Origin of the sequence: Peterkaempfera podocarpi (genome assembly GCF_042466665.1) — a bacterium.
Lineage (GTDB): Bacteria > Actinomycetota > Actinomycetes > Streptomycetales > Streptomycetaceae > Peterkaempfera > Peterkaempfera podocarpi.
In genome coordinates this window covers 7,344,066-7,356,059 of record NZ_CP162102.1, presented here as the reverse complement: position 1 = coordinate 7,356,059, position 11,994 = coordinate 7,344,066, and the positions used below count along the sequence as shown (strand labels likewise).

The 11,994-nt window shown below is 73.8% G+C and carries 9 protein-coding genes and 1 pseudogene; 6 read left to right on the top strand and 4 right to left on the bottom strand.

The genetic code is table 11. The features are described 5' to 3' along the window. Window positions 1-14 precede the first annotated feature (14 nt). From AB0761_RS32320 to AB0761_RS32300, 5 genes are all read left to right on the top strand, one after another. A complete protein-coding gene (locus tag AB0761_RS32320; protein ID WP_377274449.1) occupies window positions 15-1,427 on the top strand; it encodes a rhamnulokinase family protein in 1,413 nt (470 codons plus the stop codon). 119 nt (window positions 1,428-1,546) lie between these two features. Continuing rightward, on the top strand, window positions 1,547-2,338 hold the full coding sequence (locus AB0761_RS32315) for a (Fe-S)-binding protein (RefSeq protein WP_377272754.1): 792 nt from the start codon (window positions 1,547-1,549) through the stop codon (window positions 2,336-2,338). Next, on the top strand, window positions 2,335-3,786 hold the full coding sequence (locus tag AB0761_RS32310; protein WP_377272752.1) for a lactate utilization protein B: 1,452 nt from the start codon (window positions 2,335-2,337) through the stop codon (window positions 3,784-3,786). The genes AB0761_RS32315 and AB0761_RS32310 overlap by 4 nt, the downstream gene beginning before the upstream one ends. Beyond that, window positions 3,783-4,433 (top strand): lactate utilization protein C, encoded by a 651-nt coding sequence (locus AB0761_RS32305; RefSeq protein ID WP_377272750.1) that lies wholly within the window; start codon window positions 3,783-3,785, stop codon window positions 4,431-4,433. Before AB0761_RS32310 ends, AB0761_RS32305 begins: the two co-directional genes overlap by 4 nt. 235 nt (window positions 4,434-4,668) lie before the next feature. Further along, a complete protein-coding gene (locus AB0761_RS32300) occupies window positions 4,669-7,134 on the top strand; it encodes a SpoIIE family protein phosphatase (RefSeq protein WP_377272748.1) in 2,466 nt (821 codons plus the stop codon). Between the two features lie 18 nt (window positions 7,135-7,152). On the opposite strand, the gene AB0761_RS32295 is transcribed toward AB0761_RS32300, so the two are convergent. The 4 genes and pseudogenes from AB0761_RS32295 to AB0761_RS32280 form a co-directional block, all read right to left on the bottom strand. Then, the gene (locus tag AB0761_RS32295; protein ID WP_377272746.1) at window positions 7,153-8,028 is read right to left on the bottom strand and encodes a ketose-bisphosphate aldolase; all 876 of its coding nucleotides are present in this window, start codon (window positions 8,026-8,028) and stop codon (window positions 7,153-7,155) included. A 46-nt stretch (window positions 8,029-8,074) separates the two neighbouring features. Continuing rightward, window positions 8,075-8,982 (bottom strand): annotated as a pseudogene (locus AB0761_RS32290) (1-phosphofructokinase family hexose kinase). Next, window positions 8,979-9,965 carry an ROK family protein gene (locus AB0761_RS32285; protein ID WP_377272744.1) on the bottom strand — a complete coding sequence of 329 codons (987 nt, stop codon included), beginning with the start codon at window positions 9,963-9,965 and terminating at the stop codon, window positions 8,979-8,981. Before AB0761_RS32285 ends, AB0761_RS32290 begins: the two are co-directional and overlap by 4 nt. Window positions 9,966-9,970: 5 nt before the next feature. Further along, window positions 9,971-10,855, bottom strand: a complete 885-nt coding sequence (locus tag AB0761_RS32280; protein WP_377272742.1) for an SIS domain-containing protein — start codon at window positions 10,853-10,855, stop codon at window positions 9,971-9,973. A 187-nt stretch (window positions 10,856-11,042) separates the two neighbouring features. On the opposite strand from AB0761_RS32280, the gene AB0761_RS32275 reads away from it, so the two are divergent. Next, window positions 11,043-11,843 (top strand): DeoR/GlpR family DNA-binding transcription regulator, encoded by an 801-nt coding sequence (locus AB0761_RS32275; protein ID WP_377272740.1) that lies wholly within the window; start codon window positions 11,043-11,045, stop codon window positions 11,841-11,843. Window positions 11,844-11,994 lie beyond the last annotated feature (151 nt).

Below are 11,994 nucleotides of genomic sequence, written 5' to 3'. Positions count from 1 at the left end.
CGACCAGCGGCCGGGTGGTGATCGGCAGGGTCGGGCCCGGCCGTCTGGACCTGACGGAGCTGCACCGCTTCCCCAACATCCCGCTGCGCCTGCCCACCGGGCTGCACTGGAACCTGCCGGGCCTCTTCCAGGGCGTGCTGGACGGCCTGTCCCTGGCGGCCCGCACCGGCGGGGTGGCATCCGTGGGCATCGACACCTGGGCGGTCGACTACGGGCTGCTCGACGCCGACGGCGCTCTGCTCGGCATCCCCCACCACTACCGGGACACCCGCACCGCGGAGAGCGCCGGGCAGATCCGCGACCTGGTCGGGGCAGCGGAGCTCTATGCGGTCACCGGCCTGCAGCATCTGCCGTTCAACAGCGTCTTCCAGCTGGCCGCCGCCCGCGGCACCGCACAGCTCGCCGCCGCCCGCACCATGCTGCTGATCCCCGACCTGCTCACCCACTGGCTCACCGGCAGCATCGGCGCCGAGATCACCAACGCCTCCACCACCGGCCTCCTCGACGCCCGCACCGGCACCTGGTCCAGGGAGCTCGCCCGGCTGACCGGTCTGGACCACACCCTGCTGCCGCCACTGCGCGAACCCGGCGCCGCGGCCGGCACCCTGCTGCCGCACATCGCCGACTGCACCGGCCTGCCGGCGGACACCCCGGTCACCGCCGTGGCGTCCCACGACACCGCGTCCGCCGTGGTGGCGGTCCCCGTGACCCGCCCCGGTTCCGCCTACATCTCCTGCGGCACCTGGTCGCTGGCCGGTCTGGAACTGGACGCCCCCGTGCTCTCCGAGGCGTCCCGGGCGGCCAACTTCACCAATGAGCGCGGAATCGACGGCACCGTCCGCTATCTGCGCAACATCATGGGCATGTGGCTGCTGGAGGAGTGCCGCCGGGCATGGGCCGCCCGCGGGCTGCCGACCGACCTGGCGTCGCTGCTCGGCGCGGCCGCGCAGGCGCAGCCGTTCACGGCCGTGCTGGACCCGGACGACCCGGTGTTCCTGGCCCCGGCCGACATGCCGGGGGCGATCGCCGCGTTCTGTGCCCGTACCGGGCAGCAGGCACCCCGGGACGTGGGCGCGACGGTGCGCTGCATCCTGGAGAGCCTGGCCCTCGCGCACCGCCGTACCCTGCGCCAGGCCGCCGAGCTGGCGGGCCGTGACATCACCCATGTGCACCTGGTCGGCGGAGGCAGCCGCAACGACCTGCTGTGCCGGCTCACCGCCGACGCCACCGGGCTGCCGGTGACCGCGGGCCCCACGGAGGCCACCGCGCTGGGCAACGTCCTGGTCCAGGCACGCGCCCAGGGCCTGGTGGGCGACCTCCCCGACATGCGCCGGCTGGTGGCCGCCACCCAGCAGCTGCGCCACTACACCCCCGACGGCGACCCACGCCCCTGGGACGCCGCCGCCGCCCGCCTCGGCCCGTTCTGACACCTCCCGGCCGGCCTGACACCTCCCGCCCGGCCTGACACCTCCCGCCCGGCCTGCGGCGCGGCGCCCCCGGGCAAGCCCTAGGCTGATCCCGCCCCTCACGATCCAAGGGAGCCCCCGTGCGTGTCGCCCTCTTCGTCACCTGTGTCAATGACGCGCTCTACCCGGGCACCGGCCGCGCCGTGGTCCGGCTGCTGGAGCGGCTGGGGGTGACGGTGGACTTCCCCGCCGCGCAGAGCTGCTGCGGGCAGCCGCAGTACAACACCGGCTACCGGCACCAGACGGAGCCTCTGGTGCGGCGGTTCGCCGCGGCGTTCGCTGGCTACGACCATGTGGTCACGCCCTCCGGCTCCTGTGCGGCGATGGTCCGCGACAACTATCCGCGGATCGGTGCCCGGGCCGCCGCGGAGGGGCGCGGGGGTGTGCTGGCGCAGGCCGCCGCCGAGGTGGTGCCCACGGTGTACGAGCTCACCGAGTTCCTCACCGATGTGCTGGGCGTGGAGGACGTCGGCGCCCACTTCCCGCACACCGTCACCTACCACCCCACCTGCCACGGTCTGCGGATGCTGGGGCTGGGCGACCGTCCGCTGCGGCTGCTGCGCGCGGTCCGCGGCCTGGAGCTGCGGGAGCTGCCCGGGGCCGAGGAGTGCTGCGGTTTCGGCGGCACCTTCGCGGTGAAGAACGCCGCGGTCTCCGCCGCGATGGGGACGGACAAGGCCGACGCGGTCCGCGCCACCGGCGCCCGGGCGGTCTGCACCGTCGACAACTCCTGCCTGATGCACATCGGCGGCACCCTCTCCCGCCAGGGATCCGGCGTCCGCCCGCTGCACCTCGCCGAGATCCTGGCCAGCACCGAGGAGGACCCCTACCCCATGCCCGGCGACCATCTCAAGCCGGCGGACGCCCGATGAGCGCCGTACCGCTGGGCATGCCCGCCTTCCCCGACGCCGCCCGCACCGCCACCGCCGACCCTCGGCTGCGCGCCAATCTGCGGCACGCCACCCACACCATCCGGGACAAGCGGGCCCGCGCCGTCGCCGAACTCTCCGACTGGGACCGGCTGCGCACCGCGGGCGCGCAGATCAAGGACCGCACCCTGCGCCATCTGGACCACCACCTGCTGCGGCTGGAGGAGGCCGTCACCGCGGCGGGCGGCACCGTCCACTGGGCCGCCGACGCGGACCAGGCCAACCGCATCGTCACCGAGCTGGTGCGCGCCACCGGTGAGAGCGAAGTGGTCAAGGTCAAGTCGATGGCCACTCAGGAGATCGGCCTCAACGAGGCGCTGGAGCAGGCGGGGATCGCCGCCTACGAGACCGATCTGGCCGAGCTGATCGTGCAGCTCGGCGAAGACCGGCCCTCCCACATCCTGGTGCCCGCCATCCACCGCAACCGCAGCGAGATCCGCGACATCTTCCTTACCGCGATGGCCCGTTGGGGCCGTCCCGCGCCCGAGGACCTCACCGACTCCCCCGCGCAGCTCGCCGAGGCCGCACGGCTGCATCTGCGGGAGAAGTTCCTGCGTGCCAGGGTCGGCGTCTCCGGTGCCAACTTCATGGTCGCCGAGACCGGCACCCTGGTCGTCGTGGAGTCCGAGGGCAACGGCCGGATGTGCCTCACCCTCCCCGAGACCCTGATCTCCGTGGTCGGCATCGAGAAGGTCGTCCCCACCTGGCAGGACCTGGAGGTCTACCTCCAGCTGCTGCCCCGCTCCTCGACCGCCGAGCGGATGAACCCGTACACCTCCACCTGGACCGGCACCACCGACGAGGACGGGCCGCGGACCTTCCATCTGGTGCTGCTGGACAACGGCCGCACCGACACCCTCGCCGACACCGTCGGCCGCCAGGCACTGCGCTGCATCCGCTGCTCCGCCTGCCTCAATGTCTGCCCCGTCTACGAAAGGGCCGGCGGCCACGCCTACGGATCCGTCTACCCCGGGCCCATCGGCGCCATCCTCACCCCGCAACTCCACGGCATCCAGGGCGAACTGGAGGCCTCCCTGCCCTATGCCTCCAGCCTCTGCGGCGCCTGCTACCAGGTCTGCCCGGTCGCCATCGACATTCCGGAGGTCCTGGTCCACCTGCGGGAGCGGGTGGTGGAGGGCAGCGGTGACACCCCGCCCGCCCCGGGCCACCGGCTGGAACGGGCCGCGATGCACGCCGCCCGCTGGGTCCTGGACCACCCGCGGGCGCTGCGCCTGGCCGAACGCGCCGCCTCCCGGACCCGCCGGCTGCACCCCGGGCGGCTGCCCGGCCCCGGCCGTGCCTGGACCGACACCCGAGACCTGCCCGCTCTGCCACCGGAGCCCTTCCGCGACTGGTGGGAGCACTCCCGCGGCGCCGGGGAGGACCGTTGAACGCCCGCGACCAGGTACTCGCCCGCATCCGCCGGGCGCTGGCCGACGTCCCGGCCGACGAGCGGCCCGAGGACCACCCGGTGGCCCGGGACTATCTGCCGGCCCATGGCACCCGCACCGCGGGCGAGCGCACCGACCTGCTCGCCGAGAACCTCGCCGACTACCGCGCCCATGTCCACCGCAGCAGCGCCGCCGGGCTGCCCGCCCTCCTCGGCCGTCTGCTGGCCGACCGGGGCGCCCGCTCCGTGCTGCTGCCGGACGGGCTGCCCGACCACTGGCTGACCTGCCTGGACCCGGCCGTCGAACGGGTCCCCGACCGGACCGGGCAGACGGCGCCGGAGCTCGACGCCGTGGACAGCGTGCTCACCGCCTGTGCCCTGGCGATCGCCGAAACCGGGACCGTCGTGCTGGACGGCACCGCAGGCCAGGGCCGCCGCCGGATCACCCTGGTCCCGGACCACCACATCTGCGTGGTCCGCGCCCCCGACCAGATCGTCGACTCCGTCCCCCAGGCCCTCGCCCGCCTGGATCCAGGCCGTCCGCAGACCTGGATCTCCGGGCCGTCGGCGACCAGCGACATCGAGCTCGACCGCGTCGAAGGCGTCCATGGCCCCCGCACCCTGGACGTTGTGATCCTGGCGGACTGACCCGGAGCGGCACCGCCCCCACCCCCGGATCCCGGGTCCGGAGAGCCCCCGGAGGGCACCGCCGTGCGCGGATGGCCGGGCCGGACGGGCGGTTCCGCCCGCAGGCCCCGGGGGCAAGATGTCCCGTATGGTGGGTCTATGCGGCGTTCCGCGTGACGACGGGATCAACGGGATGTGCCCTCCGGTCAACGCATCCGCAACGGGTTTCCGCTCCGGTCCTACCCACGCCGTGCAGGTGGCGACATTCCTCCTGGACGGCCAGGGCGCCGTGACCGTGTGGAGCCCTGCGGCGGAGAAGCTGTTCGGCTACCGCACGGCCGAGGTCGTGGGCCGGTCGGCAGCGGAGCTGTGGCCCGAGGCCTTCCCCGTCCTCCTCGACCAGTCCCTCGGCACTGGGGGGGACTGCACCACCCTCGTCAGCGATGTCTCCCTCACCGGTCGGCTGGGCCGCCGCCTGGACGTCACACTCCTGGTCTCCCCCCTCGCACCGGGTCAGCCGGGGAACGAGGCGGCCGCGGTGGTGGCTGCCTGCCCCCAGGGCCTGCTGCGGAAGGCGGAGGACCAGGCCATCCTGGACGGGCTCTTCACCCAGTCCCCGATCGGCCTGGGCGTGTACGACACCGAGCTGCGCCTCGTCCGGATCAACGCCGCCCTGGAGCGCATCCACGGAGTCCGCCTGGAGGAGGCTATGGGCCGCCGGATCAGCGAGTTCCTCCCCGACGTCGACACCGGGCCGATCGAGGAGCGGCTGCGCAGGGTCCTCAAGACGGGGCTGCCGATCGTCAACGCCGTACACCGCGGACGCACCCCGGCGGACCCGGACCGGGAGCACGTCTGGGAGGTCTCCTCCTTCGCGCTGACCGACCCCGAGGGCAGGACCCTCGGTGCCACCGACGCCGTCATCGACATCACCGACCACTACTGGGCCCGCGAGCGCATGCTCCTGCTGGACGAGGCCGCCGCCCGCATCGGCACCACACTCGACGTGACCCGGATCGCGGAGGAGCTCGCCGATGTGCTGGTGCCGCGGCTCGCCGAGTTCGCCGCGGTCGACCTGCTGGACGGGGTGACATGCGGCGCGGATCCACAGCCCCCGAGCCCCGGCCTGGCCTGCCTGCGCCGCGTGTCACACAAGGCAGCCGACCCGTCGATGCTCGACGGGCTCAAGCGGGTCGGGGACCGGCTCGACTTCCCCGAGGGCTCGCCCTTCTCCGACAGTCTCGTCGACGGGCAGCCCCGGCTGCTGCCGGTCGTCGACATGAGCGCCGACTGGATCCGGCGCATCTCCGACGACCCTCGGGTCCAGACCCTGATCGAGCGAAGGGCCCGCTCGCTGATGGTGGTGCCGCTGCGCACCCGGGAGGCCATCCTCGGCTTTGTGCACATGTACCGCACGACGCTGACCAACGCCTTCGAAGGGGACGACCTCGTCCTCGCCCAGGAACTCGTCTCCCGCGCCGCGGTCTGCATGGACAACGCCCGGCGGTACACCCGTGAGCACACCGCGGCCGTCACCCTCCACGAGAGCATGCTCCCCCGCAGCGTCCCCGACCAGAGCGCCGTGGACATCGCACACCACTTTGTGCCGACCCGGAAGCACGCCGGGGTGAGCGGCGACTGGTTCGACGTGATCCCGCTCTCCGGCGCCCGCGTCGCGCTGGTGGTCGGCAGCGTGCCGGGCACCGGCGTCCGCGCGGCCGCGTGCATGGGGCAGATCTGCTCGGGGGTGCGCACCCTGGCCCAGCTGGACCTGGCACCGGAGGAGCTGCTGGGGCGGCTGGACGACATGGTGCCGCGCCTGGTCGAGCGCGAGCACGCCACCGGGTCCGCCCCCATCGTGGAGGGACTCATCGGCGCGACCTGCCTGTACGCGGTCTACGACCCCGTCTCACGCCGCTGCGTCATGGCGAGCGCCGGTCACCCGCCGCCCGCCGTCGCCCCTCCCCAGGGCGATGTGCACTTCCCCGACCTGCCGTCCAACAAGCCGCTGGGCATGGGCGACCCGGTCTTCGAGCCGCTGGACATCGAACTGGCCGAGGGCAGCACGCTCCTCCTCTACACCGCGGGCTTGGTGCATGCCTGCGAAGCGGACCCCACTGTGCGCCCCCGGCTCCGCGAGATCCTCACCAGGAGCGACCTGCCGCTGGAGGAGACCTGCCGCGCCGTGGCCGGCACCGTCGTCCCGCATCTGGCGGCCGAGGACGACCTGGCGCTGCTGCTCGCCCGGACCTGCTCGCTGGGTCCCGCCCGGGTCGCCACCTGGGACCTGCCGCAGGACCCCTCCGTCGTGGCCGAGGCCCGCTCGCTGGTGCTGAGCCAGCTCGACCTGTGGGGCCTGGGGCATCTGGCCTTCACCGCCGAGCTGATCGTCAGCGAACTGGTCACCAACGCCATCCGCTACGGCAGCGAGCCCCTGCGGCTCCGCCTGATCCGCGACCGGACACTGATCTACGAGGTCAGCGACGCCAACAGCACCTCACCGCACATCCGCCGGGCGGCCGCCACCGACGAGGGCGGACGCGGACTGTTCCTGGTCGCCCAGTGCTCCCACCGCTGGGGCGTGCGCTACCCCTCCACGGGCAAGACCATCTGGGCCGAGCAGCTGCTCAGCCCGTCGTGGAACGCCCTCGACGCGGACCTCGACGGCTCCCGGGAGGAACCGCACTCCCCCGTGGCCGGCGTGCCCGACCACGGCATCTGACGGGCCCGGGCGGCGGGGTCAGGGGGCGGGTGCTGCCTCCGGCGCCCCGGCCAGCACGGTGATCAGCTCGGACACCGTCCGGCTGATCGCGGTGCGGGCCGGCGCCAGATAGCTGCGCGGGTCCACCGTCCGCGGGTCGTCGGCGAGGTGGGCGCGTACCGCCGCGGTCATGGCCGTGTTGAGGGCGGTACCGATGTTCACCTTGGTGATGCCCCCGGCGACGGCCCGGCCCAGCTCCCCGTCGGGGACTCCGGAGGAGCCGTGCAGCACCAGCGGCACATCCAGTGCGTCATGCAGCCGGGCAAGGAGACCGTGGTCGAGCCGGGCGGTGCGGGAGGTCATCGCGTGGGAGCTGCCGACCGCGACGGCCAGCGCGTCGACACCGGTGGCCTCGACAAAGGCACGGGCCTCGGCGGGGTCGGTCCTGGCGCCCGGGGCGTGTGCGTCCAGCGGGGCCGCTCCGTCCTTGCCGCCCACCTCGCCGAGTTCCGCCTCCAGCCACAGCCCTGCCCGGTGGGCCCAGTCGGCGGCGGCACGGGTGGCGGCGAGGTTCTCCTGGTACGGAAGGTGCGCAGCGTCGAACATCACCGAGCTGAATCCGCAGTCGGCGGCCTGGTGGAGCAGTGCGGTGCTGTGCACATGGTCCAGGTGCAGGGCCACCGGCACGGTGGCGAGCCGCGCCACCTCGGCGGCGGCGCGGGCCAGGGGCGCGGGGCGGCCGTGGTGGAACTTCACGGCGTTCTCACTGATCTGCAGGATCACCGGGGATCCGGCGGCCTCGGCGCCCTCCACGACCGCTTCGACATGTTCCAGGGTGATGACATTGAACGCCGCGACGGCGCGGCGTCCGGCGGCCGCGTCGGCGACCAGGGTGCCGGTGGCTGCGAGGGACACGGGTGCCTCCAGGAGGAGAGGAAGAGCGAGGGAGGAGGGGCGCGGTTCAGAGTCGGGTGACGCGGACCGCTGCGGCGAAGCGCCGGTAGGCGTCGGGGTCGAAGACCCCGGCCCGGGGGGCGAGTACGGTGGCCGCGGAGAGCGCGACCGCGTCGGTGAGCAGCTCGGGCCAGCCCGCGCCGTCGGCGAGGCCGGCGGCGAGCGCGGCGACCACGGCGTCCCCCGCTCCCGCGGTGTTGCCCAGGACCTGCTGCGGAGGCACGGCCTGCCAGGTGCCGTCGGGGGTGACCGCAAGCAGCCCGTCGGGGCCAAGCGAGGCGACGACCGCGCCGGCACCGGCTGTCCGCAGGGCGGCGGCGGCCTGCGCGGGGTCGCGGACTCCGGTGGCGGCGGCCAGTTCGGCGGCGTTGGGCTTGACCACGGTGGGCCCGGCCGTGAGAGCGGAGGTGAGGACGGGTCCGTCCGCGTCGATGATCACCGGTACGGCACGGTCGTGTGCCAGGCGTACCAGGTCGGCGCAGGCGTCCTGAGGGAGCCCCGGCGGCAGGCTGCAGAGACGACCAGCACACCGGCTCCGGGCAGCAGCCGCCGCACCTGGTCGCAGAGGGCCGTCCACCGGCCGGGGGCGACCTCGGGTCCGGGCTCATTGAGCATGGTGGTGTCGGTGCCGTCCGCGACGGCGACCGTGCGGCGGGTCTCGCCGTCGATGGGTACGGCAACGTACGGGATCGCGCACCGGGCGAGATCCTGCTCCACCTGGGTGCCGGTGGCCCCGCCCAGTGGCAGCACCGCGGTGGTGGGCCGGCCGAGGGTGTGCAGCACCCGGGCGACATTGACGCCCTTGCCGCCTGCCTGGGCGGCGACCCGGGTGACGCGGTGGCTGGTGTGCGGGCGGAAGTCCGGCACGGTGTAGGTGACGTCCAGGGCCGGGTTCGGCGTCACAGTGACGATCACCGTGGTGCCCCCGCCCATGGAACCCGCCCGTCCGGCAGGTCGACGCCGCCGGACTGACGGTCCGTCATAGTGCCGTCCGTCAGCAGGTCTCCTGCCAGCAGCCCGGCGCCCAGGCAGCCCGCGCGGTCGCCGAGCCGGGCGCCGGCCAGCTCCGGCGGGGCCTGGACGGTGGCCCGGTCGGCCAGCCGGGCGCGCAGCGGGGCGAGCAGCAGCTCACCCGACTCCGCCAGCCCACCGCCCAGCACGATCAGCGGCGGGTCGACGACCGCGCACACCGCGAGCAGCATGTCGGCCAGCGCGGCCACCGCGTCGTCCCAGACGGCGCAAGCCACCGGATCGCCCTCGCCGACCAGTCGGGCCACCCGTGCCGCATCGCTGGGTGCGCCGGTCAGGGCGGCGTGGCGGCGTGCGACGGCGGCCGCCGACGCATGGGCCTCGGCGCAGCCCAGGCCGCCGCAGGCGCACCGCTCCCCTCCGGGCCGCACGGGTATGTGGCCGATCTCGCCGGCCCGGTTGTGTGCTCCCGGAACGGCCTTCCCGTCCATGACCAGGGCCGCGCCGATGCCGGTGCCGACCGGGACGAACAGGAAGGCCCGATGCCCGCGTCCGGACCCCAGGCGCGCCTCGGCCACGCCTCCGGCGCGTACGTCATGGCTCACCGCCACCGGCAGGCCGGTGCGCCGGGAGACCAGTTCACGGAAGGGGACGTCCCGCCAGCCGATGGTGGCGGAGTGGACGCCGGTCCCGCTGTCCGCGTCCACGATGCCGGGGACGGCGAGGCCCACGGCAGAGGCGGGGTGTCCCGCCTCTGCCGCCTGGCGGTGCAGGTCGGCGGCGAAGTCGATGACGGTGCGCACCACGGCGTCCGGTCCGTGCTCCCGGCCGGTGGGGCGCCAGGACTGCTGGACGACCCTGCCCTCGGTGTCGAGCAGGGCCGCCTTGATCCCGGTTCCGCCCACATCGAGGGCGATCAGGTGGGCCATGGCTGTCAGACGTCCGCGAGGACCACCGAGCGCGTCAGATGGCGTGGCCGGTCGGGGTCCAGGTTGCGGGCGGCCGCACGGGCGACGGCCAGGCGCTGGACGCGGACCAGGTCGGCCAGCGGGTCCAGAGGGCTCTCCACCCAGCGGGCACCGGTGGCGAGCACCTGCTCGGCGAGACCCTCGGGGGCGGTGCCGAACATCCAGGTGGCGGTGCCGGCCGTGGCGATGCTGATGGGGCCGTGGCGGTACTCCATGGCGGGGTAGGACTCGGTCCAGGAGAGCGACGCCTCCTTCATCTTGAGCGCGGCCTCATGGGCGAGCCCGACCGTCCAGCCCCGGCCGAGGAAGCTGAACTGGGTGCAGTCCAGCAGGCCTTCGGGCAGCGGCTCGTCCAGGGCCGTCTGCGCGTCCTGCACCGCGGCGTCGGTGTGCAGGCCGAGGTGGGCGCGGAGCAGGGTCAGCGCGGTGGTGGCGAACCGGGTCTGGACGACTGACTTCTCGTCGGCGAAGTCCAGGACGACGAGATCGTCCGCAGCCGACCGCACGGGGGTGTCGGGGTCGGCGGTGACGGCGACGGTGCGGGTGGTGCCGCGCAGCCGGGTGAGCAGGTCCAGCACCTCGGTGGTGGTGCCCGAGCGGGTCAGGGCGACGACCCGGTCGTAGCGGCGGTCGAGGGGGAACTCGGAGGCGGCGAAGGCGTCGGACTCTCCCTGGCCGGAGCTCTCGCGGAGCGCCGTGTAGGCCTGCGCCATGTAGAGGGAGGTACCGCAGCCCACGACGGCGATGCGCTCACCGGCCTCCGGGAGGGCGTCCGCCCGGGTGCCTGCCAGGTCTGCGGCGCGGCGCCAGCACTCCGGCTGGCTGGCTGTCTCGGTCGCGACATAGGACACGTCTGAACTCCACACTGTGAGGTTGATGCTCGATAACGCACGCTATCCGGGTACTACGATCATTTTCAAGCATCGAGTTTGCAAGAAGCTTGATCGATCGACGCCATGTGCGACGCTTACGCCTGTTTGCGACTGCGCCCAGAGGGGGCGCCGGGCCTGCGGGCCGCCAGCTGTGAGGAGCATGCTCATGCCCAGGGATGCCCGGTGGAACGCACTGCTGGAGCTGCTCGCCCAGCACGGCCGGGTGGAGGTCGAGGACGCCGCGGCCTCGCTCAACGTCTCGGCCGCGACCATCCGGCGCGACCTGGATCAGCTCGCCGAGCAGCAGATGCTCACCCGGACCCGGGGCGGCGCGGTCGCACACGGGGTCTCCTACGAGCTGCCGCTGCGCTACAAGACCGCCCGCCATGCACCGGAGAAGCAGCGCATCGGCCGCGCCGTGGCCGATCTGGTGGCCGTGGGCGAGGTGGTGGGACTGACCGGCGGCACCACCGTCACCGAGGTGGCCCGCGCCCTGTCGGTGCGCGCCGACATCGCCGGCGACACCGTCGCGGGAACGGGCCTGCGGCCTGCCCTGACGGTGGTCACCAATGCGCTCAACATCGCCAACGAACTGGTGATCCGCCCGCAGATCAAGATCGTCGTGACCGGCGGGGTCGCCCGCCCGCAGTCCTACGAGCTGACCGGTCCGCTGGCCAGCGGGGTGCTGGAGGAGATCATCCTGGATGTCGCCGTCCTGGGCGTCAACGCGCTGGACACCACGCGCGGGGCGTACGTCCACCACGAGGGCGAGGCCCGCATCAACCGGCTGCTCGCCGAGCGCGCCCAGCGGGTTGTCGTGGCGGCGGACTCCTCGAAGATCGGCAAGCGCGCCTTCGCCCGGGTCTGCGATCTCCCCCAGATCGATGTGCTGGTCACCGACACCGGCATCACACCCGAGGCGGCCGCCCGGTTCGGCGAGGCCGGGGTCACCGTCGTCACCGTGTGAGCCGCGGCCGCGCAACGTGGCCGCCGCCGGGGGGACCATGTCCCCGGGGGCGGCGGGCGTCCGCCGGGGGTCAGCTCGCGGGCGCGGAGCAACGCTCGCCCGCCTTGCCGTTGCCACCGCGCGGTACCGTGCGGTGGCCGGTCTCGTTCCC